Source organism: Iodobacter violaceini (assembly GCF_011601265.1).
GTDB lineage: Bacteria > Pseudomonadota > Gammaproteobacteria > Burkholderiales > Chitinibacteraceae > Iodobacter > Iodobacter violaceini.
The window spans coordinates 455,570-480,880 of the sequence record NZ_JAAOLX010000001.1 but is presented as its reverse complement, the minus strand read 5'-3'; the positions used below and the strand labels follow the sequence as shown (position 1 = coordinate 480,880).

General features: G+C 47.3%; 28 protein-coding genes and 4 pseudogenes. 3 read left to right on the top strand and 29 right to left on the bottom strand.

Annotation, left to right across the window (positions count from 1 at the left end; genetic code table 11):
- Positions 1-17 precede the first annotated feature (17 nt).
- From HA050_RS02050 to HA050_RS01965, 20 genes and pseudogenes are all read right to left on the bottom strand, one after another.
- Entirely contained in the window at positions 18-527 is a 510-nt protein-coding gene (locus tag HA050_RS02050; protein WP_166821417.1) for a phage major tail tube protein, read from the bottom strand.
- A gap of 15 nt (positions 528-542) precedes the next feature.
- Positions 543-1,715 carry a phage tail sheath protein gene (locus HA050_RS02045; protein ID WP_166821414.1) on the bottom strand — a complete coding sequence of 391 codons (1,173 nt, stop codon included), beginning with the start codon at positions 1,713-1,715 and terminating at the stop codon, positions 543-545.
- A gap of 91 nt (positions 1,716-1,806) precedes the next feature.
- On the bottom strand, positions 1,807-2,367 hold the full coding sequence (locus HA050_RS02040) for a hypothetical protein (RefSeq protein ID WP_166821411.1): 561 nt from the start codon (positions 2,365-2,367) through the stop codon (positions 1,807-1,809).
- A gap of 4 nt (positions 2,368-2,371) precedes the next feature.
- Positions 2,372-4,429: a phage tail-collar fiber domain-containing protein gene (locus HA050_RS02035; protein WP_166821408.1), complete on the bottom strand. Its 2,058-nt coding sequence runs from the start codon at positions 4,427-4,429 to the stop codon at positions 2,372-2,374.
- The gene (locus HA050_RS02030) at positions 4,426-4,974 is read right to left on the bottom strand and encodes a phage tail protein I (RefSeq protein WP_166821405.1); all 549 of its coding nucleotides are present in this window, start codon (positions 4,972-4,974) and stop codon (positions 4,426-4,428) included. The genes HA050_RS02035 and HA050_RS02030 overlap by 4 nt, the downstream gene beginning before the upstream one ends.
- Positions 4,967-5,866, bottom strand: coding sequence for a baseplate assembly protein (locus HA050_RS02025; protein ID WP_166821402.1), 900 nt, complete (start codon positions 5,864-5,866; stop codon positions 4,967-4,969). Before HA050_RS02025 ends, HA050_RS02030 begins: the two co-directional genes overlap by 8 nt.
- Positions 5,867-5,869: 3 nt before the next feature.
- Positions 5,870-6,220 (bottom strand): GPW/gp25 family protein, encoded by a 351-nt coding sequence (locus HA050_RS02020; RefSeq protein WP_166821399.1) that lies wholly within the window; start codon positions 6,218-6,220, stop codon positions 5,870-5,872.
- Complete coding sequence (locus tag HA050_RS02015) at positions 6,220-6,936, bottom strand: phage baseplate assembly protein V (protein WP_205836254.1); 717 nt, start codon at positions 6,934-6,936, stop codon at positions 6,220-6,222. The genes HA050_RS02020 and HA050_RS02015 overlap by 1 nt, the downstream gene beginning before the upstream one ends.
- A 395-nt stretch (positions 6,937-7,331) precedes the next feature.
- Positions 7,332-7,784 (bottom strand): phage virion morphogenesis protein, encoded by a 453-nt coding sequence (locus HA050_RS02010; protein WP_166821396.1) that lies wholly within the window; start codon positions 7,782-7,784, stop codon positions 7,332-7,334.
- On the bottom strand, positions 7,781-8,242 hold the full coding sequence (locus tag HA050_RS02005; RefSeq protein WP_166821393.1) for a phage tail protein: 462 nt from the start codon (positions 8,240-8,242) through the stop codon (positions 7,781-7,783). The genes HA050_RS02010 and HA050_RS02005 overlap by 4 nt, the downstream gene beginning before the upstream one ends.
- A complete protein-coding gene (gene lysC, locus HA050_RS22515) occupies positions 8,239-8,457 on the bottom strand; it encodes an Rz1-like lysis system protein LysC (protein WP_369698410.1) in 219 nt (72 codons plus the stop codon). Before lysC ends, HA050_RS02005 begins: the two co-directional genes overlap by 4 nt.
- Positions 8,381-8,782 (bottom strand): annotated as a pseudogene (lysB, locus tag HA050_RS02000) (Rz-like lysis system protein LysB); the annotation flags it as partial. The pseudogene lysB and the gene lysC, both read right to left, overlap by 77 nt.
- Complete coding sequence (locus tag HA050_RS22030; RefSeq protein ID WP_240928946.1) at positions 8,779-9,243, bottom strand: D-Ala-D-Ala carboxypeptidase family metallohydrolase; 465 nt, start codon at positions 9,241-9,243, stop codon at positions 8,779-8,781. The gene HA050_RS22030 and the pseudogene lysB, both read right to left, overlap by 4 nt.
- Positions 9,244-9,313: 70 nt before the next feature.
- A pseudogene (locus HA050_RS22510) lies at positions 9,314-9,550 on the bottom strand (phage holin family protein); the annotation flags it as partial.
- Positions 9,547-9,915: a putative holin gene (locus HA050_RS01990; protein WP_046350634.1), complete on the bottom strand. Its 369-nt coding sequence runs from the start codon at positions 9,913-9,915 to the stop codon at positions 9,547-9,549. The gene HA050_RS01990 and the pseudogene HA050_RS22510, both read right to left, overlap by 4 nt.
- A gap of 4 nt (positions 9,916-9,919) precedes the next feature.
- The gene (locus HA050_RS01985; RefSeq protein ID WP_166821388.1) at positions 9,920-10,126 is read right to left on the bottom strand and encodes a tail protein X; all 207 of its coding nucleotides are present in this window, start codon (positions 10,124-10,126) and stop codon (positions 9,920-9,922) included.
- On the bottom strand, positions 10,126-10,593 hold the full coding sequence (locus tag HA050_RS01980) for a head completion/stabilization protein (RefSeq protein ID WP_166821385.1): 468 nt from the start codon (positions 10,591-10,593) through the stop codon (positions 10,126-10,128). The genes HA050_RS01985 and HA050_RS01980 overlap by 1 nt, the downstream gene beginning before the upstream one ends.
- 96 nt (positions 10,594-10,689) lie before the next feature.
- Entirely contained in the window at positions 10,690-11,310 is a 621-nt protein-coding gene (gpM, locus tag HA050_RS01975) for a phage terminase small subunit (protein WP_166821382.1), read from the bottom strand.
- Between the two features lie 29 nt (positions 11,311-11,339).
- Positions 11,340-12,440: a phage major capsid protein, P2 family gene (locus tag HA050_RS01970; protein ID WP_166821379.1), complete on the bottom strand. Its 1,101-nt coding sequence runs from the start codon at positions 12,438-12,440 to the stop codon at positions 11,340-11,342.
- A 31-nt stretch (positions 12,441-12,471) separates the two neighbouring features.
- Positions 12,472-13,260 carry a GPO family capsid scaffolding protein gene (locus HA050_RS01965; RefSeq protein ID WP_205836252.1) on the bottom strand — a complete coding sequence of 263 codons (789 nt, stop codon included), beginning with the start codon at positions 13,258-13,260 and terminating at the stop codon, positions 12,472-12,474.
- A 156-nt stretch (positions 13,261-13,416) separates the two neighbouring features.
- Here HA050_RS01965 and HA050_RS01960 point away from each other — a divergent pair, with 156 nt between their 5' ends.
- Both HA050_RS01960 and HA050_RS01955 read left to right on the top strand, forming a co-directional pair.
- A complete protein-coding gene (locus HA050_RS01960) occupies positions 13,417-15,168 on the top strand; it encodes a terminase ATPase subunit family protein (protein WP_166821376.1) in 1,752 nt (583 codons plus the stop codon).
- The gene (locus tag HA050_RS01955; RefSeq protein WP_166821373.1) at positions 15,169-16,197 is read left to right on the top strand and encodes a phage portal protein; all 1,029 of its coding nucleotides are present in this window, start codon (positions 15,169-15,171) and stop codon (positions 16,195-16,197) included.
- A gap of 22 nt (positions 16,198-16,219) precedes the next feature.
- On the opposite strand, the gene HA050_RS01950 is transcribed toward HA050_RS01955, so the two are convergent.
- The gene (locus HA050_RS01950) at positions 16,220-16,432 is read right to left on the bottom strand and encodes a hypothetical protein (protein ID WP_166821370.1); all 213 of its coding nucleotides are present in this window, start codon (positions 16,430-16,432) and stop codon (positions 16,220-16,222) included.
- A 251-nt stretch (positions 16,433-16,683) separates the two neighbouring features.
- Here HA050_RS01950 and HA050_RS22505 point away from each other — a divergent pair, with 251 nt between their 5' ends.
- Positions 16,684-16,920 (top strand): phage terminase large subunit family protein, encoded by a 237-nt coding sequence (locus HA050_RS22505; RefSeq protein WP_369698412.1) that lies wholly within the window; start codon positions 16,684-16,686, stop codon positions 16,918-16,920.
- Between the two features lie 366 nt (positions 16,921-17,286).
- Here HA050_RS22505 and HA050_RS01940 read toward each other — a convergent pair whose 3' ends face one another.
- The 8 genes and pseudogenes from HA050_RS01940 to HA050_RS01910 all read right to left on the bottom strand — a co-directional run bounded on the left by HA050_RS01940 (position 17,287) and on the right by HA050_RS01910 (position 25,311).
- The gene (locus HA050_RS01940) at positions 17,287-17,688 is read right to left on the bottom strand and encodes a GNAT family N-acetyltransferase (protein ID WP_166821367.1); all 402 of its coding nucleotides are present in this window, start codon (positions 17,686-17,688) and stop codon (positions 17,287-17,289) included.
- 174 nt (positions 17,689-17,862) lie between these two features.
- Positions 17,863-18,714 (bottom strand): DNA adenine methylase, encoded by an 852-nt coding sequence (locus HA050_RS01935; RefSeq protein ID WP_166821364.1) that lies wholly within the window; start codon positions 18,712-18,714, stop codon positions 17,863-17,865.
- Between the two features lie 92 nt (positions 18,715-18,806).
- Positions 18,807-20,321, bottom strand: coding sequence for a ParB N-terminal domain-containing protein (locus HA050_RS01930; protein ID WP_166821361.1), 1,515 nt, complete (start codon positions 20,319-20,321; stop codon positions 18,807-18,809).
- Positions 20,322-20,335: 14 nt separating this feature from the next.
- A complete protein-coding gene (locus HA050_RS01925; protein ID WP_166821358.1) occupies positions 20,336-22,015 on the bottom strand; it encodes an AAA family ATPase in 1,680 nt (559 codons plus the stop codon).
- Positions 22,016-22,527: 512 nt separating this feature from the next.
- Positions 22,528-22,900 (bottom strand): annotated as a pseudogene (locus HA050_RS01920) (IS3 family transposase); the annotation flags it as partial.
- A 15-nt stretch (positions 22,901-22,915) separates the two neighbouring features.
- Positions 22,916-23,002 (bottom strand): annotated as a pseudogene (locus tag HA050_RS22025) (transposase); the annotation flags it as partial.
- Between the two features lie 180 nt (positions 23,003-23,182).
- Positions 23,183-23,929: a hypothetical protein gene (locus HA050_RS01915; RefSeq protein WP_166821355.1), complete on the bottom strand. Its 747-nt coding sequence runs from the start codon at positions 23,927-23,929 to the stop codon at positions 23,183-23,185.
- Between the two features lie 620 nt (positions 23,930-24,549).
- Complete coding sequence (locus HA050_RS01910; RefSeq protein ID WP_166821352.1) at positions 24,550-25,311, bottom strand: hypothetical protein; 762 nt, start codon at positions 25,309-25,311, stop codon at positions 24,550-24,552.

The window sequence follows — 25,311 nt, the reverse complement described above, 5'->3', positions numbered from 1 at the left end:
TGATTAAATCCTTTTCATTACAGGCCAATGGCGCTGCGCATTTTTGCGAGGCGGTCGGTACCGTCGATGATTTCGATCATGTTCACCGTATCGATTTCCACCAGTGTTTTGCCGTTCAGGGTCAGCTTGTAATAGCTGAGGGAGCTGGATACTTTGAACTCGGTGTCGTCGCCCGGCTTGGCGCTGCCCATATCGATTTCTTTATGCCGCCCGCGCACAATCACTTCGACCGCATCGACTTCTTCCGAGTCTTCCCGCTGATAGCCACCGGCAAAGCGCAGCAGTACCGCGTCGTGTGTGGCCGCGCCAAAGCTGGCGAGGATTTCGCGCATAAAGCCGCCGTAAGTCGCCGACATTTCGAGCTTTTCAAGTCCGAGGTCGATATCGACCGTGCCGCTCATGCCGCCGCCCCGGTACTCTTCCATCTTGCGGCTGAGTTTGGGCAGGGTCACTTCCGTAACCTGTCCTGCAAAGTTGATCCCATCCATAAACAAATTGAGGGCTTTTAACTTACCTGGTAAAGCCATATTGATTCCCCTTGATTAGCCGACGCTGGCGCTAAAATTCATCAGGTATTGATCGGTGATGCGCTGGCGCAGCTCCAGGTTTTCCAGAGGAGGGACGGGAGTGTAGTCATAATCGATGATGAGCTTGCCCGCCTTCAGATCCTCTTTCCCGTTGGCCTCAACATCCAGCCAGGCGTTAAAGCCCAGCAAGTAACCAGCCGAAACCCATGCGCGGCCCTTTGCATTAATCCCTTCCAGAATGTCTTTGGCTAAGCTTGGGGTCATGGGCTGATCGATGGCCCACATATGCGCTTCGCCCATGGTGTCGGCGATGACTTGGGCGCTGCGGGTGTAGTTCTCAAACATAAACAGCGGATCAGCAGACAGGGTACGGTTGCCCCAGAACACAAAGCCTTTGGCGCGAACAATGGTGGTGATGTCTTTGCCATTGAGCAGGCCCGCGTCGGTATCCGGGTCTTGCAGATCCCAGAATACGTCCTGGCTTAAGCCGGTCACGCCATTAATCACCACATTGGAAAGCGTCTTATGCCAGCCGGTTTCCTTATCCAGTTTGGCGCGTAAGCCGATGGCGTAGGCAACGGCTAAGTCGAGGCCTTCATCATCAAGGCCGGACCAGTTGGGATTCTTAAAGTCTGGCCAGATCATCATTAGCTCGCGCTGGCCAAAGTTGGCGCGGTACTCCAGCGCTTCTTCCACGCTATTGCAGCCGCGTGCGCTGATGTAGGCAAAGGCGCGAAGCTTCTGGCAGATGGTTGCCAGCTCATTGGCGACCAGCAAAGTGTCGTAGCCCGGTACGCCCAGAATGCGCGGTTTTACATGCACGATGCTGTTGGCGGCGAGTAAAGCTTTAAGGCCGGTAAAGCGGCCCGTTTCATCGGTGCCGCCGATGATGTTCTGCTCGGTTTCTTTTTCGTCTTTGCCTTGCTCGACGCGCACCATGACGACAATCGGGCTGGTCTGTTTAGCAATGGCATTAAGCGTGCGCAGCATGGTGCCTTTTGTGCCTGCTTTGCCAATGGCTTTTTGTACGTTGGTGATCAGTACCGGCTGATTGAGCGGGAAGAACTTTGCATCTGCATCGGGTGCGGTGCAGACCAGGCCGATGACGGCGGTGCTGATGGTTTGAATGGTGCGCGTACCCTCGTTAATCTCGATAACGCGCGTACCATGGTGGAATTGATCGCCCATGATTTCCTCGGTTTGAATTGACCGGGCCATCATGAGCGTTTACGGCTGAATTCGCTTTCACTGGGGATTGTGAAGCCTTGAACGACACCGCTTAGGCGGGTGTTTCGCTTAAAACCTGCGCTAATAAGCTTTCAAGCCGTTCTACCTTTTCATTTAAGGCGAGCAATTGATCGTCAGCGATGACTGGCGGCGAGTCTAAAACCAGCGGTATGGGCTGAGCTTCCGTGATCCATTTTTTACCATTCCAGACCGCCCCTTCAAAATACGGCAGCAGGGTGAAGCCTTCGGGGATCGGGCCTAATGTATCAATTAAACGCGCTGCGCCGTCGCTGGTCTGGTATGCAATCATCTTTCGGTAGTCTTCAATCAGCGCCCAGCACTGATCTGCCTTATCCCGAATGATGGCTTTGTTTTTAGCAGGTCTGACTTTGGGCGCATCCAGCACCGCACCGGCAGGCAAGCCGCAATCTTTAGACACCCACATTTCAGCCTTGCCGATATATTCGAGCGTGTGGGTATCGTGGCAAAAGCAAGGCACGACGCCGTCGTGGCTGGCAAAGCCGTCATGATCGAAGGAAACCGGCGGCAAGGGTTTTGTTTCTGGCCGCTGTTCCGGGCGGGTGTTGTCAGGTTTTGTTGTGTTCTTAAGCATTGGATTATCCCCACCGAACGATGTAATTAAATGCGACGTTATCCGGGTGTGTTCTGCCCTGCGGGCCATCAACTGTGGCCCTTGCTCTTGCAATCACATAATTAACACCCGGTTGCCCCCCACCCCCTGAGTAAGACAGCCAGCCGCCATCATCAAAGGGGACGGTGTGCTGGTGCTCGCCCACATTGGCGGCCTGATAGCTCAATACGGTTCGCCCCGGATCAATACCGCGCCCCGCGTCCCAGCCTGAGATATACATGCCGCGCAGGTCGGGCAGGGTGGCGCCATAGAGCGAAGCAAGGACAGGGGCTTCGGCTGGATTAATGCCTTGACCCTGTAAAAAGATCCAGCCAGCGGGCGGGGTATTGCTCGGCCATGGAACAGGGACGCCGGTTGGTAAGCCGAAAGAGCCATCGACCAGCTTGTCGGCAAACCGGCAGGAATCCACCCGCACACCAAAGGTGTTCTGGCCATTCCAGCCCATAAGGACAGGTTGTGCGTTGACCCATGGCATTTCTGCATCGCGGTTATTAACAGGCGAACCGGTGGGGGACTGGCTGGCACTTGCATCAAAAATCACGTGCCCTCCGCCGTAATTTTTCCAGCGCAGATTGTGAACGATCCCGTCATAGTCTCGGGCTGGGTCTGCAATGCTGCCCGCTGGATCGCGTGATTTCAGGTAATAGGTATGCAGTTGGCTGGTGAGAACACGGCCATCGCTGATCGACATGATTTTAGTCGGCAGGTTGCCGTCGCCATTGGTGGTCGTGCCAAAATGCAGCTCCCCCCAATTGCCAACGGTGCCCGCTCCTTCTGCCCAGATGGCGGCCACATTAGAGACAGCGGAAACATCTCTGAATGAATCCCAGGTAATCGCCCCTAAAATCTGCTTAGTCTCGCTGGGGTTCTTTTTTTCAAATACGACCCGCGAAAAATCAGCGGCTTCAGTAGCTTGATTCAGCGTCAGGTTTTTTGTCAGCAGCGTACTATCCTGGCGCATCTCCCAGCGCCCCAGCGCTAAATCCCCCTCGCCCGTCATTTGAAAGACGATGGACGCCCCGTAAGCGTAGCCATTGCGATAGGTGCCGATCCTGCTCAGGATCGAATAGCCTTGGGAATACTGTGTTCTTTGTGAGACAAGCCAGGACGCTTTGTTGTCCAGGGGAAATTGGGTGTAATTGTGGAATGCACCCTGTGTCCAGCTATACAAACCGCCTTCAGAAAACAATTCCGCATTCGAGTTGTACACGCCATTGATAGAAAGTGATTTTCCTAAATACGCTCCAAGTATTGGGTATCTTTCATCCGCTTCGCCCTTCAGGTAATAGTGCTCGCCATGCGGGTTAGGTGCGTTGACGTGCTCTTGAATCAGCCCCCTGGTTTCCCCTTCGGTGGTGTATTGCGGGTGCGGGTCTGCGGCCTGGCTGTGGGCTGTGTCTGCTTCATCTGCATGATGGATCGCTTCATCGCGCCCACGGCTGCCTTCTTTGACTGCGGTATCGCTGAGGTCTTTCTTTAGGCCGGCGTTGGTTTTGTCGGAGATTTTTTTGTTGTAGTAATCTTTTGAATGCGGGTCGTCATCGGCAATATGCTGCTTCATGGTTTCTTCGACCAGCTCAATGCTGGCGATCCCAATATCCTGGCTGACGCTAATTGTGACGGCGGCGGTGTTGCTGACAACAAACACCATTCTTAAGGTTTGCACCTTGCCCGAGCCTTCTTCTAACTGCGGCTTGTAACTGGCTGGGCAATTGGCGACGGCGATCAGGCCGCCTTTGTCGTCATAGATCCCCATTTCCCGAATCCACCAGCCGCCGATATTCTCTTTAATGATGAGTTCGGCAATCACCGTATTTTTGCCCGCTTCGGATTTAAGCGAGTTTAAAGGGCTGCGGTAGTTCTCTTTGATCAGTTGGGTCTGGTTTTCATCGGGGGTGGTGTCGTTGCCGTTGCCATCGCCTACGGCCATTTTTTCAATATGGATGGTTTTGTTTTGCGCGGTGGCTTCGGCAATTTGGGCTTCGCCATAGGTGGTCAGGATTGCAAAGTATTTTTGGCTCATAGGGTGTCGATTGCCTTGGGGTAGATGTTGATGACTTCGCCCTGGTATTGGCCGACGCCGATATAGATCAGGCCGCGTGGCTCGACGCTGATATTCATTTCTATTAAATGGCGCGAGAGCGGTTTGGCTTCATCGATTAAATAGTTCAGCTCGATCTGGGTTTCTTCGGTAATGCCGTGGTCTATCGTTTTGACTTCCAGCCTGAAGGTGCCGCGCGGGCCGATGGGGTTTTCTTCCCACCATTCGGTGATCTCTAAGCGATAGCCCAGCGGCTCGACGATGCGTTTAAGTGCGCCGATGGTGCCCTTGTGCTGATGCACAAAGAACGATTGCCGGATCACTTCCCGCTGCACCGGCTCGCTCCAGTTCTCGTCCCAGCGATCCACTGAGAACGCCCAGGCTAAATAGGGCAAGGCGGCCTTGGGGCAGGTGTCGGCATTCCAAAGCGCCGCCAGCAGAATTGGCAATTCTTGGCCGGATTGGCAGCTGCTCGCTATGGCGCGTTCTAATTTGCTTGATCCGGTTGGCAGCAAGGATTTAGTCATCGATGCCGCCGACGCTGATTTCCACTGCTGTGCAGTGCGCGGCCTGTGTTTCATCAAGCACCACATCTTTAGCCGGCGACACGAGTTCAACACGCTGCACGCCTTCCACATGCAGCGCGGCAAAGATGGCCGATTGGCGGATATCGCGCCCCATGCGGCGCTGGGTGCTGATGTATTTTTTAAGCTGGGCGTGGGCGGCTTCTAAAATCGGGCCTTTTTCCGGGCCTTGATAGAGATATAAAACGGCAGTGACGGCGTAATTGACGATGCTGGCCGACTGCACGGTAAGCCGATCGCCAACAGGGCGCACATCTTCGCCCGATAGCAGTAGCCTGACTTTACTGAGCAAATCAGCGGGGGCGCTGCCGTCGCCATCGTTTGCCAGCACGCTGACGACCACTTCACAGGGCTGGGGGCTGATGGCGCTTGCATCGGCCACACGGGCGTCAGCCGATAAAGCATGAAAGATATACGCCGATCTTGGTCCTGCCACGCTTAAGCCTTCAAAGGCCCGCTGGCCCCGTGCGCGTAATGAATCATCAGATTCTAAAACCACATCGGTGGGTGGTACCGCGTTTGGATTGGCGGGCGTAATCACAAAGCGCTGCACATTAAAGTTGGCGACCAGATGGTCTAAATCGGTCCCCTGGCTGAACGCCAGCATACAAGCCGCGCCACGCTCGTTAATGCGTTGCCGCTGGATCACTTCACGGTAAGCGTTTTCTTGTAACAGCTTGGTGAGTGGTTCAGATTCCAAAGTAAGCACGGCGGCCGCATCGGGATAGAGCGCAATCAGTGCCGCTTTGCGTTCATTAAAGATCGTTTCAAAATCCAGCGCCTCGATCAGGTTGGGCGGGGGCAGGCGGGAGAGGTCTACTTCTTGGCTTTTCATGGCTTAGGCTCGCAGAGGAATAGAAAGCGCCACCGGCTGCTGGCCGCGCGGGCCATCGATGCGTTCGGCTTCTACGGTGACGCTGAGTGCGCCGTGTGGCTGGCCCTGCTCTAAAGTGACGCGCTGGGCGCGGATACGCGGTTCCCACTTTTTAAGCGCGGTGGCGGTGGCGGCCATGACGCGTAAGCGGGTAGCGCCGTTTAAAGGCTGATCGATCAGCTCGGGGATTTCAGAGCCATAGTCGCGGCGCATTAAGCGGCTGCCCAGCGGGGTGGTCAGCACATCGGCCACTGATTGCTGGATATGGGCCAGATCATCAATCGAATGGCCACTGTGTTTGTTCAGGCCCGCCATTAGGTTGGCCCGCCGGTATTGCTGCCACCGTGCTCTACGCCACCGTGAGTATGTGAATCCAGAGCCACGCCATTACTGGTGATCGCGCCACCGCTTTGGGTGATTGGGCCGGTGATCGTCGTTGCTCCGCCCCCTTCTCCGCCAGTACCTCTCATGCCTGCGGCGTAGCTGAATGCGCCCAGTACATCGGCTTTACCTTTGAAGGTGCTGTCGCCCTTAATGACCAGATCACCACCCACGGTCAGATTTCCGGTGGTGGTGGTTTCCGGGCAATCTACGGTGACATGATCTGTGGCTTGAATCTGCGCAGTCTTGATGCCGGTGGCGCTGAGTGCGCCGCTGGCGTAGTTGTAAGTCATTACCGCGCCATCAGGGTAGGCAGTGCAACAGAGGTCAGCAGACTGGCTGGGCGCAGGCATCGCATCTGAAAACAACCCGGGCAACACCACACCCGCGCCCACTTCACCCGACTGGCTAAACAGAACGACTTGCTCGCCGATGCTGGGCGGACTCCATACGCGGACATTGCCCGCGCGGGCGGTGAGCCATGGCAGCCAGTCGGTCAGCAACTCGCCACTTTGCACACGGCAGAGCGCGCTGGTGTGATCCACTTCGGCGACGGTACCGATACGGATCAGGCTTTCTAAAATTCGGGAATGTTCGGCTGTTTGATTCATCCAGCCATAGTGCCGCGCCTGTGCGCGATGTTCACGCACAGGCGGGTGTGAGGAGGTTTTTTACATTAACGACTGGTTTTTTAAACTGTGCTACGAAGTGTTTTTGTTGTTAACTGGACAGTCTGGGCTGAATGCTTTAGGGCAGTCCTTCTCTTCAGTACAGTTGTATTCGTGCTGGAAACATACCTCGCAGCTACCCATCTCTGATACATCATGAATGAATTCAATCATTATTATGGTCTTGTTAAAGATGTTGCAAAAGAGTGGTTTTTTAAGCTTTCTCATGACATTTTCCTGCTGTTGTAAACATAGTCAAGAGTGCCATCACGACGATGATCAAAAAAATCGGGGGAAATGAAAAACTGATAAACGGCAGGGTATCTTTATCATTGAAATAAATTTCATAGCTAACTAACCTCACTCAAATTGACAAATTACTTGCTAATTTGACTGAGGATAGCCTCTGCAATGAGTTCATCATCGCTTTGGCTAAAACCCAGCAATTCACGCGCTGCGTATTTGTGCCTGATCCCGCGCTTGGCATTGACGGTATCCACTAAACCAAACTGATGAACACGCGCCAGGCGGTTGGCGCTGGGGCTGAAATGCACGGTGGCCCCGTTGGCGTTGCTTTGGGTTTTTAGGTGGCGGGCGGTGCGCAGCTTGGTAAACAGCTTGCGCTTAATGCGTCCGCCTTTTTTTCGCATCTGCGGCAAGCGCGGGGCGTAAGGCGTGCCGTCGGGGTTTTGGTTGGCTGCAATATGGGCTTGCTGGCGTTTACGCAGTTCGGTAGCGAGGCGCTTATTCATGCCGCGTAATGCTTTGGCGTCCAGATTACCAAGCAGGCCAGAGGCCCAGCCTTCCAGCGCTTTAAAGTTGTCGCTCATTCAACTGGCCACGGCTGATCGCGCAAGAATAAAGCCCAGTCTTTGCCCGCGTATTCATCCAGCGGCGGCTCGCCGTAATGGGTAATGACGGGCTTGCCATCCACCTCTCGCACCACCACGCGCTCGGTCAGATTGATCTTTATCGATAGGTCGATGGTGTTGTGGTTCAGTATATCCGCTTCAAAGCTAATGCCGTTCTGGCGCTTGTCTGCATTACTAAAAAGCTCGGGCTGATTGCTGCTTACCCAAGCCAGCACCGGCACCATAATGGTGTCGGGGTGGTCGGCGTAATCCTGAATGATGGCGTTCAGCGTGTACTGATATTCAAAAGAAAGCGATTTGCCCGCTGTGGCAATCAGATGGCCTTCATCAATAAAGATGGCCAGCTTGTCAGGATTGTGGGCAAGGTGGCGCACCGTTTTAGACAGGTATTCGCGCAGGTCGGCGGGCTTAATCATGGGGCGGCCTTAGCGGTCTGCTGGCATTGCAGCACCATATCGACTTGCGCCGCGCAGCTGTGCCATGCGGCTTCCAGATCATCAATCGACAGATTCAGTTCGCCGTTGGTCCTGGCTTGGCTCGCTGGCAGGCGGCAGGCTGTCACGGTGGGACAGCCAATCCCGATAAGCTGCACCGCTGGCGATTTCGGGGCGCTGGCGCAGGCGGATAACATCAGCAGGCAAGCGAGTATCAGCCCAGTCCCTGACTTCTTTGCTTTCATTTTTAAGTTGCTCCATAGCGCGTTTGTTCTTAAGCAGTGCGGTGTTGACGCTTTCAATGCTGCTGCGTAAATCAGCCTGGGCGGCGTCGTTGTCGCTGCTGGCTTTGTAAAGCTGTTCAAGCAAGGCCGCTTGCTGGGCCTTGTCTTGCTCGCTGGCGTTTAATTCCAGTTGCAGCAGCTCGGCTTTGTGCTTCTGGTTTTGGTGCAAATTGATGGCAATCAGCAGCGCGGCCAGAAAGCACAAAGCGATAAGGGCAAGGGCGGTGAGGCGGCTCATTTAACCCCCGCGTAATAGGTTTTATCCCCGGCAAACTTGGTCAGCACTTGCCGCCGGTTGGTCCCTTTACGAAAGCCAATATGCACCCATGCGCCCGGTAGCGTGGGAGACTCTAAAATCAATTGATCGAACTCGATATCAGAGGCGGCCAATACCCTTGCAATCGTTCTGGCCGTGCCAAACTTCGGGCAGCGGATATCTACGGCGCGGGCGGTGGCGTGATCGCTGCTGGCGCTGCCTCCTACCGCTTTATTTAATGCAGGGTTACGCCAGCCGCTAGTAATAATGAGGGGATTGTTTCCGAGTATTGCCCGGACTTTTTCGAGTTGTTCGCAGGTGTGGGTCGCGTTTTCGTGCATGTTTACGGGCAGGCTGTTGTCGATGTTGTACCGTGCTGCGGTTTGGCTGGCGGTGAATTCGCGCAGGCTGAAGTGTGGGGAGAGCTGGGGTGAGGTGTTCAATGTGGGGCTCCTGTTTGAGTTTTAATAATTTCCGGATGGGCCATGCCAAAGCGGCCCATAAATCGCTGACATTGCCGCGCTTAAAGCAGAAATAAAGGCCGCTACATAGCAGTAAAAAGGTCAGCGGCGCACTGGCGGGCGTGATCCCCAGCAGAAGGCGGATCGCTGTGAGGCCGTAACAGACTGTTAAGACGTAGGCAAAAATAGAAATGCTTTTGCTATGGGCTTTGCTGCTTCGATTGAAAAAGGCAATACAGAGCACCGCTAAGGCGCAGGCCAGCACGCTGATGAGTAAATAGAGGTTCATTTTTTGCCCCCGATATTGAGCAAGTCCTCGGGGTGTTCAGCTCGCAAGATCAGCCATTGCAATAGCTTCATGCTGATCGCCCCCGCAATCAGTGCGCCGATCCCCTCGCTGACGACAATCGAAGCGGGCAGGGGGATGGCGATCAGATCCGCCACCAGTTTTGCGGCCACGCAACCGGCCACAAAGGCGGTCAGAAAGAAAACGATCTTCTGTAAAACGCTGAGCTTTTGCGCGGTCATGATAAACACCACCGCCCCCGCAAAGCTGCCCATGAGTACGTCGGCGTGAATCCCTGAAAATAGCCCCGCAATGGTGAGTAAAAACACGGTGAAAGAGGCGGCGGTGCCGGTGAGCGGTTCGGTCATTGGTTTAGTCCCATAGTTGAATCATGGTTGTTTGGATGGCGGGTGGACTGATGTTGGGCAGCTCGATCACGGTACCCATCTTGAGCACTGGCCCCATATCGGCCAGCCTATGATTGGCGGCGAGCACCGCCTCGGTAATGCCGGCAGTTTTGCCGTAAACCCGAAAGCAGATCTCGTCCAGCGTCTCGCCCTGGCTGGCAATGACTTGCATCAGAGCAACTCGACCGTGGCGCGGGCGCTGCCGATCAGATCCCGGATGGCCCAGCGTGCGTCGCGGTTTAAGTCTTCGATGGGATCGCTGAGCTGGTCGGCCTTGTTGTGGCCGTCGCCGGTACTGTCAAAATCGCGGTAGCGCTCGGTCAGGTTGGCTTTGGCTAAGCAGTACACGGCGCGGATGTAATGCCCGACTAAGATGTTCTGGCCGTCGATGGTGTCGCTGTCCACCTCGATCAGGTCGCTAAACCCCAGCCCGATCTGTTTAGCCTTGTACTTGCGCAGGTCTTGATTGGCGCTGGCCATCGCGGCAATCAGTGCCATCTTTAAGCGCGGCGAGGTGACGGTGCCATCGATACGCATGGCGATTCGTGCATCGGCAATATCGATATCCGGCCAGAAGCCGCTGTTCTTAATGATGGGCTCTAAGATTTCATCGTTTTTTTGTGCTGCAATAAATCCCATGTTTTGCCCTTTTAAAGAAGAGGTGGAGGGGGATTTGAAAGAACCTTAAAAGGCTTCGCCTCCCCCTGCCTCTCGCTGCGGGGTTCGCCCGGTAGGCTACTTTTCAGCGGCCTTGTTCTTCATTTCCCGCTCCAGCCGTTCCAGGTCCTTAATCACGCCGCACTTGGGGTGCAGCGCTAAGGCTTTCCGGAAATAGTCGGCGGCAGCGGGTTTATTGTGCTCAGATAAGCCGTAAGCAATGGCCTTAAACAGCTTGGCCTTCACCTGGTCGGGCATATCTTCGGCCTGGGTGATTTCGGCAATCTCTTGAAGCCCGGCTACGTCGATGACTTCGCCCAATGCCCGGCCATTCATGGCGGTATCGGCCATTTCCTCGACAACCAAACACGCCAGGGTGCGCTGGTACTGATCCGGCAGAAACAATTTATGCTTGATCGCATAGCGCACAATCGGCAGGGCGGCGGTGAAGTTTCCGGTGTCGATCATCCACACCATGACGGTCATCAGCACTTCATCCTGCCCGCCGCCCTGGGCGGACAAAGCCCCGCTGATCCATGGTGCGTAATCGGGCAGCATCTCGCGCTTGGCATCGATCTTGCGGCTGAGTGACTGGATCTGCTTAAGCCGTCGCTTGTCGCCCGCGAGTTTGGAAAGCATCAACTCATAGCCGGTGGCGTTGGCCAGCGGGTTGTGAGCGGATACTTGCGCGGCAGTCATGCGTAACAAGTGGGCTTTTGCGGGGCTGATTACGCACCGCCTTTGGGTGGATCGATGGGCGCGGCTTCGGTGCGCTCAGTTGGCAACAGCTCGATGTTTTCAATCAGGCAACCGGCTTCGAACACTTCCACTACGTAAGCATCATTCGAGCTTTCGTAATTGGCGACCTGGTTGTAATCCGGCTCTTCCCGCACATGACGGCGACGGCCCCCGATTTGCCAGTACAGCGACAAATTGGAAAGTGTCGTAATCATCATTGCGCCTTTGGGGAAGAAAGGCACGGTTACAGCAGGGAGACCACCCACTCGTTTTTGACTGATCAGCATATCCATTGCCATTTCTTCGGTCGGGGCGTGGTCTTTGTTGATCTTAGGGAAGTATTTATCGACCAGTAATTCGCTGGAGGTGATCACCACCAGCTGCGGGTTCTCGCGGAACTGCGGATGGATTAGCGTATTGATGGCATCAAAAACAAGGGCGTCTAAATTCAGGTAGTCGCCGTCTTCTGTTTTCCATTGCTTGCCTTCTTTGGTTTTAACGCTGATCGAGCCAACTGTAATCTTGCCCGATGCAGGCTGGCCTTCGGCCATTACATTGGTGGGCGCATGGTCGCGGTACTGTTGCAGCCAGCCGATGTTCACGTCCTGTAAAAGCGGGAATTTTTCGCGGTCGGTTTCTTCGGCGACAGATACGCCATTCAGGCCGATCATGATTCGATCCAGCGCTTGCTGATTCACAATCAGGTTGCGAAGCTTGGCCTGGAAGTCGGGGAACTTGGCCCACATATCCAGCTTGTGGAAGTTAATACCGGTATCAAAATTGGTTTGTTCACAGCGGTAACGGCCAGAACTTAAACCGGATACATCGCGTGGTTTACGCGGTCCCTTTTTGGTATTGGTGCGGCCTGCAATCGTGCCGGTGAGTCCCAGTCCCAGCTTCTCGCCTTCCTGCTCGGTGACGCCTGGCATATTAATTTTGCTGAGAAACAGGCTGGAGAGTTGGACGCGGTTTTCAAGCTTTTGCTGTACCGATGGATCGACGGAGAATGTCTTGCTGATATCGCCTACATGATTCAGGTTGGCAATTTGTTTTTCAAACTTTTCATAAACGAGTCGCGTGTCATTACGCATAAATTAGATTTCCTTTTATATGTTTTTTTAATTAGCAATCTGTGAGCAATTCAACCGCGCCGCCGGTAGCTCGGTCCCGCCCGCCAGATAAATGACTCGGCTCGTTTTCAATCTTTGATTTGAATTCGCGCAGTTCGGCCATTTCGTTTTTCAATTCATCGATGCGGCTTGTCATTGTGCGAAAGCCATCATTGTTTTCTGCGGTTTGCTCGGCGATGGCTTCCAGTGCTTGCTGGATATCCGCAAATTGCAGGTTTTCTTTTTCAGCTTTTTTAGAAAAAATATTCTTTACAGATTCCAGCATCGACACGGCATGCGTTCCTTCTTCTTCGAGTGCAAACTCGATGGCATTGGTGAATAAACAGTTTTTGTTTGTTTTGCGGGCCATCAGCGGGCTGGCACCGCCGACTGAGGCAGAGAATTGCAGCATTGATGTACCCAGGCTGGCGGGGTTGTCGGTGACGGCTAAGCCGGTTAAGTAGGCTTCCCCGGTGCCTGCAAAGTCGGGGTCACACTCGATGGAGGTGTAAACCTTCTGGCGGTTCTGATTCATCGCCACCAGTTCGGGTGTGGGATCAATGGTGGCAAACAGGGCCATCTTGCCGTCGATCTCTTTGGCTTCCAGCGCCACCACATCGCCATAGGATTTAAAAGCGCTGTCCGGGTAAATGCCCCGGATATGCTCCATATTCACCCGCGCCCCGAAAGTAGCCGGGTTGTAGTTCTTTGCCATCTGGCTGAGCCATGCGCGGGTAATGGTGCGGCCATCCGTGGTTGCGCCTTCGGTAGCGACCCGAAATGATTTAAATTTTTTGTCCATAGACCCTTCTGCGATTTGATTGAATAGCGGGGTTAATTCCTGAAGGCACCCACTATCGCCACAAAAGAAAGGGTCATCAATTTGCTTTCGGTGTGAACCGCCAAGCCACAAAAGCCAACAAAATACAGCCGTCTTTGATTGCCTTAGCCTTTGGCTATGGAAAATATAAAGAGCAAAGACCCGCGTATTGAGGCTCGCCACCTGTATTGGTCAGGCTGGCGTATTTCACGGATTGCGGAATCATTAGGCGAAAAGCCCGCCACGGTGCATAGCTGGAAACGGCGCGATGAGTGGGACAAAAAGAAGCTGATTGAGCGCGTCGAAGAGTCTCTGGAATCGCGCTATATCTTTCTTTTGAATAAGGACAAAAAAGAAGGCATCGACTTTAAAGAGATTGATTTGCTCTCGCGGCAAATGGAAAGAGTCGCCCGGATCAATAAATACAACGGCGGTGGTAATGAGGCTGATTTAAACCCGAACATTGCCAGCCGCAACAAGGCAGAGCGCAAGAAGGCCACGAAGAACGATTTCAACGATGAGCACGTCGACCTCATTAAAGACGCCTTTATGGATTCTTTGTTTGCCTATCAGCACGGCTGGTTTGAGGCAGGCAAGAAACACAGCTTCCGCAATGTCTTAAAGTCCCGCCAGATTGGTGCAACCTGGTACTTCGCCCGGGAGGCTTTATTTGATGCAATGACCACGGGCCGCAATCAGATTTTTTTAAGTGCCAGCAAGGCGCAGGCCCATGTGTTCAAGCAATACATCATCGCCTTTGCCAAAGACGCCGCCGATTTAGAGTTAAAAGGCGATCCCATCGTCTTACCCAATGGCGCAACGCTGCACTTCCTCGGCACCAACGCCCGCACCGCGCAGAGCTATACCGGCAATCTGTATGTGGATGAGTATTTCTGGATTCCGCGCTTTCAGGAACTCCAGAAAGTCGCCTCGGGCATGGCCCTGCATTCGCACTGGCGGCAAACCTATTTCTCGACACCTTCCAGCCTGAACCACGATGCCTATCCGTTCTGGTCTGGCGATGCTTTCAATAAAGGCCGCGTCAAAGCCGACCGCATCCTGCTGGACGTTAAACCCGCCAGCCTCGCCAAAGGTCGCCTCTGTGAGGACGATCAGTGGCGGCAGGTGGTGACCATCGAAAACGCGATTGAAGGCGGTTGTAATCTGTTTGATCTGGACAAGATCAAAAAACGATACAACCCCAACGATTATCAAAACTTGCTGATGTGCGAGTTTATCGATGATAGCGCCAGCATCTTTCCGCTGGCTGAATTGCAAAAGTGCATGGTCGATAGCTGGGAAAAATGGGAAGACTTCAAAGCCATTGCCCCGCGCCCCTTTGGCCACCGGCCTGTGTGGCTTGGCTACGATCCGGCTTTATCCGGGGACAGCGCGGGCCTGATCGTACTGGCCCCGCCGCTGGTGCCTGATGGCAAGTTTCGCGTGCTGGAGAAACGGCAGTGGAAAGGCATGGATTTTGCCGCGCAGGCCGAAGGCATTAAGCAGATCTGCAGCCAATACAACGTGGCGTATATCGGCATTGATACGACGGGGATTGGGCAGGGCGTTTATCAACTGGTTAAACAGTTTTACCCAGCGGCGAGGGCCATCAATTACAGCGTGGAGATGAAAGGGCGCTTAGTCATGAAGGCGCAAGACGTGATCCGCAAAGGGCGCCTGGAGTTTGACGCGGGCTGGACGGATCTTGCCGCCGCATTTATGGCGATTCAAAAAACCATGACCGCCAGTGGGCGGCAAGTCACTTACTCGGCCAGCCGTTCAGAAGAGCTTAGCCACGCCGATCTCGCTTGGGCATGTATGCATGCCTTACTTAATGAGCCGCTCGAAGGCTCGACTTCCACTAATTCCGGCTTTATGGCGATCTATTAAATGAAAAAACAATCTTTTTATCAGGCAAAAAACAAACTCACGCCAGAAGCAAAAGCGCCTGATCAATCTGTGGCTTTCACCTTTGGCGAGCCTTCCGCCGTGCTCGATCGCCGCGAGCTGCTGGATTTCTTAGAGTGCGTGAACAATGGGAGATGGTACGAGCCGCCGATGTCATTTGATGGCCTGGCTAAGACTTACCGCGCCACCGTTCACCATTCCAGCCCCTTACAGGTAAAGCGCAATATCCTGTTAAAAACCTTTATCCCGCACCCGCTGTTAAGCCGGTCGGAGTTCTCCAAGTTTGCGCTGGATTACCTGATCTTTGGCAATGCCTACTTAGAGAAGATCACCAGTCGCACCGGCAAGGTGCTGGGCCTGAAACATGCGCTGGCTAAATATATGCGGGTGGGGATGAAAGAAGAGCAATACTTTCAGATCCTTGATTACGCCAATGAGCACCAGTTCCAGCAGGGGGCCATCTTCCATTTATTAGAGCCCGATATAAATCAGGAGATTTACGGCCTGCCTGAATACCTGTCGGCGCTTAATTCAACATGGCTGAATGAATCCGCCACGCTGTTTCGCCGCCGTTACTTTGCCAATGGCAGCCACGCTGGTTTTATCCTGTACATGACAGACGCCGCGCAGAACGAAAGCTATATCGATGATTTGCGCACTGCATTACAAGGCAGCAAAGGCCCGGGCAATTTCAAAAATCTGATGGTGTACGCCCCTGGCGGCAAGAAGGACGGCATGCAGATCTTGCCCATCTCTGAAGTGGCGGCGAAGGATGACTTTTGGAATATCAAGAACGTGACCCGCGACGATCAGCTGAGCGCCCACCGCGTACCGGCACAACTGATGGGCATCATCCCCAACAACACTGGCGGCTTGGGAGACGTCGAGAAGGCCGCCACGGTGTTTGCTTATAACGAGATTGAACCACTGCAGGAGCGGATGAAGGAGCTGAACGACTGGCTGGGGGTGGAGGTGATCCGGTTTAAGCCTTATTCAGTAATTGCAAGTTAAATACAATATCTATTGATTCTTTTTAAGAGATGGTGTTTTTATCCTCTTCTTCTTTAGATCTTTCTTCATAAATCATTAACCATTTATAAGCAATAAAACAAGATTTCGCTGTTAATTCTCTTAATTTTTTATTGTTCATGTCTCGTGATCTGAGGTCAATTAAGTAGGATGCTCGGCGTGAAGTATGAATTGCTCTCGCTGCTATTTTGTTAATGCTTAATGTTGTATTTTTCATAATGCTATATTTTTCCTATTAAATAATATGGTTTGTATTTTAATTTTTTCTTTTAAAATAATAATCATATTGTTTACTATAGATAGACGATTTTTATTTATTTTGCATGAGGATTTTTATTTTAAGTCAGACCAGCAGCGTGGTGAATTAAAAATAGTATTGAGGGAATTTTTTAGTAAGTATCAGGCCGCGTAGTAGCGGGCCATTTTTATGGTCGTCAGCAGGGCAGCTTCTACCCGGCAGTTAGAGCGATCAATTACAGCGTGGATATGAAAGGGGGCTTAGTCACGAAGGCACAGGATCTGATCCGTAAAGGGCTGCTGGAGTTTGACGCGGGCTGGATGGATCTTGCTGCCTCATTTATGGCGACTCAAAAAAATATGACCTCAAGCGGGGGCAAGTCACTTACTCGGCTAGTCGTTCGGAAAGCTATATTGATGATAAGCAGCCAGCCCGTAAGTGCGGGCTTTTTTACGCCTGCATTTTGAGAAGAATCTGCAGTCAGCGCCCCAGCGCGCGCCCTCGTGACCCCGCCACGCCTGCCCACTTAACCCACTATTTTTTGTGCACCTGCATGAGGAAGGCTCAAGCCGCGCCAAATATGGCCCTAAACGGTAAAAAATGCCCCTATAAAAGCTTGCATAATTTGCGTATTACTTGCTTATTATTGCGAGGTATGAAATGCCTGTCGTGTCAAGGGGGGCATAATTTTACTTCTACCTATGATTCTTTTTAGGGGGGGGCAGTGGAAAGCGGTTGGATGGAGTTAAACTACATGCAGCGATGGAAATTTATCAGTAAATTACTACTTTATAAAAGTTAATTACCTATATTAATTATTATAAACAATTAAGTTATAATTTTAATTCAAACATTTCAGAAGAATTAGTCATTTTTTTGAAACCAAATGACTCGTACCAATAAATTAGAATTTTTGTAGAAACAGTTGGATCAAGGCTCCGTGGTGTTAGGTAAATTTCTTTACGATTATGATCTTTTGCTAATCTTAAAATTTCTTTAACTATTTGTGTCCCATGCCCTTTATTTCTATGTTTTTCTTCAACTATAATTTCATATAAATGCAAGTATGTTTTGTTTTCTGGTATTTCTAGAGATATAAAAGCTAATTCCTCTAAATTTAATTTGGCAATATAGTGGATAGTGTCTGATCGCATTTTTGAATTTTTTATTTTATCTAATAAAAAATCGGACAATATGGTCGATGTTGGATTTATTTTACTTAACGTTATTTTCACAAAATTATACCCTAATCTTCAATGTGGTAATGGATAGTTGAATGTATCAGTGATGGTAATGCTTGATTATATTATTTTTCTGATGCTAGCTCACTGATCCATTAAAAAATCATGCAGTAGCTAACTGCAACATAAGAAAGTGACTTTGCAGTTAGCTGAATAATAAATAATTAACTATAATTTCCCTAAATGAATTTCTGGTATTTTGATTTTACTTGAAAAAATCATTACTTCTTCGCCAACTGTTTTATTTTGGGCGCTATATTGTAGAGAATATTCAATTTTTCTGAAATCTCTATAGATTTCACGAATCTGTTCTGCATTGTCGTAGGATACAATCCAGTTCAAAATTTTTGATTGACTTAACGCTAACATTATTTCAATATGATCGTTGTGACAATAAAAATTTCTATATAAATCTTGTCCCTTTATATAATAAGGTGGATCTAGGTATACTAATGCATTTTTATGCAAGTCAGCAGGTAAATTCTTAATTAGATCTGCCGTGTCTTTGTTGTGTAAAATAATTCTTGATTCATAAGCTGCAATTTTAGTAATTCTTTCTAATAGATTTTTTTTTGTGTATCTAACATCTAGCTTCCATTTTCCTGATTGCTCTTTTCCTCCAATAACGCCTGCTTTTAAAATCCCTGAACGATTTGTTCTATTTAAGAAGAACGTGGCAAAGCCTATTTCTAGTAAACTATGATTTATAGTATCTGAGATTATTGCTTTTTGCTCATGCCAAGTTGCCATATTTACAGGCGTGTCATTGATTAAGCGGCAAAGTTCATCAGTTTCATATAGGACAGAGTGCCAGAAACCATGGACAGCTGGGTCAATGTCATTGATATGTATCTTCCGAACATACTCTTGCATTAGCAGTTCAATAGCTACTCCTGCCCCCCCCGCGTAAGGCTCAACATAATGTCCATCATGAAGATTGTTTTCTTCAATCAATGACTTAACGTAGTAAGCTAGCTTGCCCTTGCCCCCAGGGTAGCGCAGCGGAGTATAAAATGCCATTAAAATTCCATCATTAATATCTATTTATCAAGGCAAAGAGTAACACGTAAGCGTTAAGGCTGGCCAGTCTTAACGCTGGACTGTAACTTGTGTCAACGTTGTGTTTTTGGGGACCAAATAGCTTCAAGTAAAGGCTGAAAATTGTCCCATTCGGTATTCACAATATCTCTTGAAGGAATCATGTGTTGGTTATGTACATATTGCTGGATTGTCCCATTTGCATTTAGCTTTGCTTTAGAGAATGCGCCGATTGAAGAGCATTGTGTTTGTGTTAATAACTTAGCGGTTCTCAAGTAGTCACTACACATAACTACTTTATCGTGCAGTCCTGGGAATTTGGGGTGGTCTTTAAATATAATTTTTTTTCTTTCAATAAATTCAGTTAGAGATAGGTCAAGAAAAACGCGCAACATAACTGATATAGAAAATGCTGTCGTATCATGAGTCATTTTTGTTTTCAATTCATTGAATATCTTGGAGCATTTTATATTTCCATCAAAGTTCAATTTTAAAGTTGATGGTATTAAAATATTTCTGTTTGTTTTTGGAATTGGTTTGTTTTTGTTAATGATGTTTTCATCGCTATTTGTAACAGATTCATCTTCTTTTTTTTCTTGAGAGCCATTCTCTGTCTTTTTTGTTTCATCTTTTTCTATTTCATCTTTTTCTATTTCATCTTTTTCTATTTCATCTTTTTCTATTTCATCTTTTTTATTTTCATTTGTATTTGATTTTGTTGCTTTTTCTTTTGCGTCAGGATCATTTAAACGCCATGCATTTGGAAGTAATTCAGGGTTTTCTATAATTTCAAGTTCATTAAGAAAAACTTCACGATCTTCTGTTGTATAAATTCTATTTACACTAAAATCAGGCTTCTTTCTTTCTAAGTTTATATCAGTCATTACATTAAGAATTTTTTTAAAATTTTCAATGAATGTTATGTAAGGTATTGAGCAATACAAAGAACCATCTAATGATGTCAGGCCAAAGCGAGACATTGTTTTTTTATCTCCAAAAAGTCGGCTAAGGTTTGTTGCATAGACAAATTTCTTGTTTTGAATGATTTCTTTGTATTCATCTTCTTGACTCATCATAAATGCATAAAGTTGACTTTGATAAGAGATTTTTCCATGCTTTGCCCTGTAACGATCGGCTTCGGGTGTTGTCCAACGTTCACGTCCAACACCTTTATTATCACCTGTATGTTTCAAATTAACCCAGTGTACATAGCTTTCATCTTTAACTATAACTGAGCTAACTTTAGAAAGACTTATTATAGTTTTTTCTTTTATCTGAGCAAAAATCTTACGAATTCGATTGTTTTCAGATAGGTCCGGCTGTGCAATTAACTTTAGAGCGGTTGTTCTTCTATTTCCTTCGGCAACAATATAAAATCCAGGCTCGTCAGGGCTTTCATAGACGATAAGGTTTTCTGATGGATCAATACCATTAATTGAAATATCTTTTGCTAATCTTATTATTTTCTCTTCTTGAAGTTTGAGCATTAAATTAATGGCTGCCCGCTGGTTATTTACCTCACTTGGGAAGCGTGGATTTTCAAGGTCAAGTAATAGCTTGTTGATGCTTAATTGTCGGATGTCATTCATAATAACCGCCTTTTTTATTTGATAGAAATGATTGGCATGCCCCGGGCAATGTTTATTTCATTCACTCTGTTTATTAATGATGTCATAAATAAATCTTTTTTTAGCTCATTATCACAATAATAACCAACGTACATTTTAAATGAGCTAGCTGAGTTTTTTGCCCATTTTTTGCAGTGATCTATTTTTGTTATTTGCTCGTCTAATATTTGGTGGACTTCCGCTTGTACTACTCCTGCATCTTTAATTTCAGAAATAAAAATGGCTTTTTCTTTTTTGAATTTTTTAAAGAATTTATCATCGTTTTCTAAACCTACTATGTAAGCTATCATTCTGCGCTCCAATGCAACATTTTTAGCATCTGGTAGCAATAAAAATGTATTTTTTGCTTTGATTCCATTAGTGATGTTTTCTTTGACATCGGGATCTAATATTACAATTGATTCTTTTAATAAATCTGGGAAATTTTTACATAAACTAATGAGGGCGCTATACGGTGTACCTGGATTTTTTGTTTCACTTTCAAATTTATACTTGAAATTAAATGCACTAAGTATTTTTGTGCTTTTAACTATTTTCTTGAAGAACATTAATGCACAGTCATCTTCTAGAAAAATAGATATTTTTTTATTATTTATTACTTCAATTGGTTCTTTAAAAGTCAGCTCTTTGTATGCTAAATTGTAGTTTGGATTTATCAATATTGGATAGTTGTTGTCACTTCCAACTTCAGAGCAGCTGAAAAAATTAATAGTAATTCTATTTGCACTCATGTTTGAGAAATGACTTGTGTAAATGTCTTGTATTAAGTGTAAAGAGTGTGTTGTAATTATTATTTGAACTTTATATTTTTGTGCCCAACTATATAAGAAATTTAGTAGTTTTATTTGTGCTACTGGATGCAGACTTGCTTCAAACTCATCGATGCAAAATATGCCGTTTCCTTCTGATGAGCTAGCGTCAAAAGATCTTACATAACCTATCATTTTATTAAATATTGCCCCTAGGTTATCTTCTCCTGAGGATATTGATTCATAGCCATATTTAGCAGATGCACCTACTGGTGCAAAAGTTGATTTATTAACCCCATCCTTTACTGCTGAAAAACTACCAAATCCATTTTTTGAGAAAACGGTTTCATAAAAATTTTGCTGGAGTTTTTTTTCTTCCGCGCTTAGATCAATTGAGATTGGTGCCGCATTAACATCAACCATTGGTAATAAACGTTTCATATTTAAAAATGAAGTGTTATATTTAAAGTTACCATCTCCTGAATTCGCCCCTGAAACTACGACTCTAAATCGGTTCGTTTTTCCAGTCACGTAATAGACTCGCACTTCTTCAGATAATAGCTTGTTACTTCCACATATTTTAATGTTTAGATCATATGAATATGGTTTGTTGTCATGCTCGTTGGAAAGTTTAAACACATCCTTAAAAGAAGTTTTTAATTCTTTTCCAAAAGCATCCTTTATTAAACTATCAAAAGGATGTGCTAATAGGCCCATAAGGGTTGTTTTCATCGTCCCATTTCTTCCAACAAGGACTGTAACTACGTCGCCGAGAACAATTTTTCTTTCACTAAACGATCTGAAGTTATTAATAAAAATAGAATCTATTTTTTCTATTTTTACATCTTTATTATCTACAATACCCAAATCTTTTTTTGAGTATTTTATTTTATTTTCAATTTTCATGAGTTATATCTTAAAAGATAATATTACAAAGTATATGAAGTGTATTTTATTAGTATTCTTTTGCTTATAAAGGATGATAGCAAACGTATACTTACGTTGAGTACAATAATTTACAGAGTATACGGTGAGCCTACTAAGGCAGTCAAAAGCGGTGTTTTTTTTGTAAGTTTATTTGTTTTTTTTGTGGGTTTTTTGTAAGTTTTTGTGGCGTAGGTTATTTTGTATAGTCAGTCGGGAGTAGTTAGACGTTGTACATATTTTTATAGTGCCCATTGAGGGCAAACTAAAAAATAAAGTTACGAGCACGCGTGCCTAACGTAAAAATAACCGGCTGCGCGCTTTTTTTGCGGTCTGGGTTGAACGTAGGGTTAGTCTTAGTACGCTGCAATTGCTAATAAGAGTGTATTTGCTATCGCGTCAAACCACATGTATAGAAGCCCGCTAGGCCATATGCGAATTACGCAGATGAGAACCCAACATGCGACGAAGCACAGTCAATCGCCCCGGGTTTTCTAGATACTTCCGAGCCGTTCGAAATACTGCTTTTCATACTCTACTAGTGATAACCCATTATTGAAACTATGGCGTCGCCTGGGGTTGTAAAACATCTCGATATAATTAAACACATCTCGACGCGCAATCCTCTCGGTTACGGTAGGTTTGTCGTTTGATTCGTTCCCGCTTCAATAACTGGAAGAAACTTTCCGCGACCGCATTGTCATGGCAATTGCCTCGCCGACTCATGCTTGGCTTTAGATTATGCGCACGCAGCAGATCCCGCCAATCATAACTACTGAATTGACTACCTTGATCTGAATGCACGAGCACTTCTTACTTAGATTGACGCCGCCACACGGCCATCAACAACGCTTTAATCGCTAATTCACGATGTAGTTCAGCGACTTCTGCGACAGGATAGTTGCGTTCTGCCACTTGCTTGACGGCTTCGATTTTGAATTCTTCGGTGTAGCGATTGGATTTACTCATAAGACCTCCTAATAACCTCATTTTGAGGCTCTTTAGGTGTCTAGGAAACCCGAGGCGATTCAAAAGTTAAATTGAGGGGCAGGCCGCTTCTGGCCTGTCCCTCTCGAATGTTAGGTTAGGCTGTAACCACGAAACTACCTTGTAGTACACTTCAAAATGCTCCGATTTCTTCCCAAGAAATTACTCAGGGGGAAGTGTAAGACTGATGCCCTCTAGGCCTGTGTGCTCCCTGAGGCCAAAAGATTTCAGTACACCACCATCGCTTGGGGTTGTGGTTAGCTGTTCTTGCATTAACTTACCATCGACAATTGGTCCAATGAGGCTAACGCTAGCCATAAATCTTGTGCCACTTTTGCTTTTGTCGTTTTGAAATGTGCCGCTTGCAGTAGCCACACCATAGCTACCTTCAGCCAAATGGCCTGTTTTGGTGTACGTATTTGTCGATATTTTTGAAAGGGTAATAGCTGATATGCACCAGTATTTTGTAGTACTTGTAAATGCTGCGGGATGATTAGCTACACAAGTATCTATATCGACGGCACTGTCTGTAACAGAAACCACATCAGAGATAATCAACTCATCAAGAAACTTTTTATCTCTGTTGAATTTGAATAAATTTACAATATTGATTCCGATATTTTGGGTATTGCTAACAAGCTCGTGAAACACCTCGCGATCCTTCAGATCAACTTGGGTTGTCGATGTGGTTTTATTTACATGCGTCCCCAACAAGTTAATTCCCTCACCAGTTTTTGTAACATAAACACCGACAACATTTTTAATTGCCGTAGCCCAATTTATTGCGTCATCCTTTTTTATGAATGTTCGAGTCATGAAATCAGCGAGCGCACCCTGCGAATCAAATGATTCAGCTGCGAATAAGGGTTGCGCAATAAGCGCCAATATTAGGACTGTTATCTTTTTCATGCTCTGGTCACCTTAAAGCAGCCACTAAATAAAAAGGCCTGACTGGGACGGAAACAGTCAGCAACATTGTTCAGAAAGCCTAATAAGATTTAGGCATCCGCAAATGGCATAAAAACCACCACCTTCGGTGTATAAAAAAACTGTACCCCCTTGAAAGACCTTGTAGGGTGTGGTCTGAAATGCTATATGCTAATGTATTATATCCGGTTGAGCGGGGGGCTCACCTTTTACTTGCTTTTGAGTCAGGTTATTTATGGATTGCTTGGGGCTAGGCGTAAGGTAATAGCATAAATTTGATATGAAAACATGTGTATTTACTTAATGTGTATGCGGGGTTTTTGCGGGGCAGGGTGATCATCTGTTGCGATTTGTAGTGATCCCCTGTAATACGCCATAATGCTAAGTTATTGATTTTATGTGTTGTATTTACACCCCTCACGCATGGGGTACAAGGCTGGATTAAACGCACAGATTTGTTAAAAAATAGATTGGTGCATTTTGTTTTGTATGTTGATTTTCTAGCTGCTTATATTGATGTGGTGACCATTAGGCAGAGGGGAAGATTGGGGTAGGTTCTATTTTGTGTGAAAAATATAAAGACTTAGCCCCAATCTGTTTGTTTATTCTACCTCGCGCCAAACATTTTTCCATTCATTGCCAAATAGTCGTTTTGGAATAACATAATTTAAATAAACGGTGTAAACCATCATGAATATTAATGGTGGTGATATTAAAAATCCAAGGGCCGCACAAAAAAATCTAACCATTAAATCTGGGTTGGGTGATAGTTTATAAACGCCACCAACCATTGCTAGACCTATTAAAATTAATATAGGTAAAGCAGTTGAGAATAATTCTATGAATTTGAATGGGTATTTATTTATTGTATCATCAACCGTGTTTATGGCTTTTTTCTTGATAATTGTTTTTTTTCCATCGCTAAGGAAGCCAGATGTTGCTAGTTTAATGACTGCTGGGCAATTTTCTATTGTTTTTATTGATCTTTTTATGCTCAGATAAATATATAGCACAACACCTGTACCTAGGGGAATAGCCAGCACTGAAGGTATAGGTGGAGCTATTAGAGATAAAAACAGTAAATTAAATGGAAAGATAGCAAAGAATACAAAAATAAAAGGTAGAGATAGTAAAAAATAATTTAACAAGGTGCTTTCAAAGTTGTTTCTATATATTTGAAATAAAACCCATAGGCAAACGAACGAAGAAATAATGTAAGACGTTGAACCTGCTAGGTAAATATAATAGCTTGTTTCGCGATAAATTCCCTCGCAGAATTGATATGCAAAAAAAATAAAAACAAAACAGCCGAGTATTATTTTTTTATATAGTTCTGAGATAGGGAAATCGATTTCTTTACTCAT

Bases quoted from the DNA above. Each gene is read 5' to 3' on its own strand.
- HA050_RS01965 (WP_205836252.1), bottom strand. From the start codon at position 13,260: ATGGACAAAAAATTTAAATCATTTCGGGTCGCTACCGAAGGCGCAACC.
- gpM (WP_166821382.1), bottom strand. From the start codon at position 11,310: ATGACTGCCGCGCAAGTATCCGCTCACAACCCGCTGGCCAACGCCACC.
- HA050_RS01935 (WP_166821364.1), bottom strand. From the start codon at position 18,714: ATGGCATTTTATACTCCGCTGCGCTACCCTGGGGGCAAGGGCAAGCTA.
- HA050_RS02045 (WP_166821414.1), bottom strand. From the start codon at position 1,715: ATGGGCGATCAATTCCACCATGGTACGCGCGTTATCGAGATTAACGAG.
- HA050_RS01910 (WP_166821352.1), bottom strand. From the start codon at position 25,311: ATGAGTAAAGAAATCGATTTCCCTATCTCAGAACTATATAAAAAAATA.
- HA050_RS01985 (WP_166821388.1), bottom strand. From the start codon at position 10,126: ATGCAAGTCATTGCCAGCCAGGGCGAGACGCTGGACGAGATCTGCTTT.
- HA050_RS02030 (WP_166821405.1), bottom strand. From the start codon at position 4,974: ATGACTAAATCCTTGCTGCCAACCGGATCAAGCAAATTAGAACGCGCC.
- HA050_RS02020 (WP_166821399.1), bottom strand. From the start codon at position 6,220: ATGGCGGGCCTGAACAAACACAGTGGCCATTCGATTGATGATCTGGCC.
- HA050_RS02025 (WP_166821402.1), bottom strand. From the start codon at position 5,866: ATGAAAAGCCAAGAAGTAGACCTCTCCCGCCTGCCCCCGCCCAACCTG.
- HA050_RS01990 (WP_046350634.1), bottom strand. From the start codon at position 9,915: ATGACCGAACCGCTCACCGGCACCGCCGCCTCTTTCACCGTGTTTTTA.
- lysC (WP_369698410.1), bottom strand. From the start codon at position 8,457: ATGTTATCCGCCTGCGCCAGCGCCCCGAAATCGCCAGCGGTGCAGCTT.
- HA050_RS02005 (WP_166821393.1), bottom strand. From the start codon at position 8,242: ATGATTAAGCCCGCCGACCTGCGCGAATACCTGTCTAAAACGGTGCGC.
- HA050_RS01980 (WP_166821385.1), bottom strand. From the start codon at position 10,593: ATGGGATTTATTGCAGCACAAAAAAACGATGAAATCTTAGAGCCCATC.
- HA050_RS01970 (WP_166821379.1), bottom strand. From the start codon at position 12,440: ATGCGTAATGACACGCGACTCGTTTATGAAAAGTTTGAAAAACAAATT.
- HA050_RS02010 (WP_166821396.1), bottom strand. From the start codon at position 7,784: ATGAGCGACAACTTTAAAGCGCTGGAAGGCTGGGCCTCTGGCCTGCTT.
- HA050_RS01955 (WP_166821373.1), top strand. From the start codon at position 15,169: ATGAAAAAACAATCTTTTTATCAGGCAAAAAACAAACTCACGCCAGAA.
- HA050_RS02050 (WP_166821417.1), bottom strand. From the start codon at position 527: ATGGCTTTACCAGGTAAGTTAAAAGCCCTCAATTTGTTTATGGATGGG.
- HA050_RS01925 (WP_166821358.1), bottom strand. From the start codon at position 22,015: ATGAAAATTGAAAATAAAATAAAATACTCAAAAAAAGATTTGGGTATT.
- HA050_RS01950 (WP_166821370.1), bottom strand. From the start codon at position 16,432: ATGAAAAATACAACATTAAGCATTAACAAAATAGCAGCGAGAGCAATT.
- HA050_RS01930 (WP_166821361.1), bottom strand. From the start codon at position 20,321: ATGAATGACATCCGACAATTAAGCATCAACAAGCTATTACTTGACCTT.
- HA050_RS02040 (WP_166821411.1), bottom strand. From the start codon at position 2,367: ATGCTTAAGAACACAACAAAACCTGACAACACCCGCCCGGAACAGCGG.
- HA050_RS02035 (WP_166821408.1), bottom strand. From the start codon at position 4,429: ATGAGCCAAAAATACTTTGCAATCCTGACCACCTATGGCGAAGCCCAA.
- HA050_RS01960 (WP_166821376.1), top strand. From the start codon at position 13,417: ATGGAAAATATAAAGAGCAAAGACCCGCGTATTGAGGCTCGCCACCTG.
- HA050_RS01915 (WP_166821355.1), bottom strand. From the start codon at position 23,929: ATGAAAAAGATAACAGTCCTAATATTGGCGCTTATTGCGCAACCCTTA.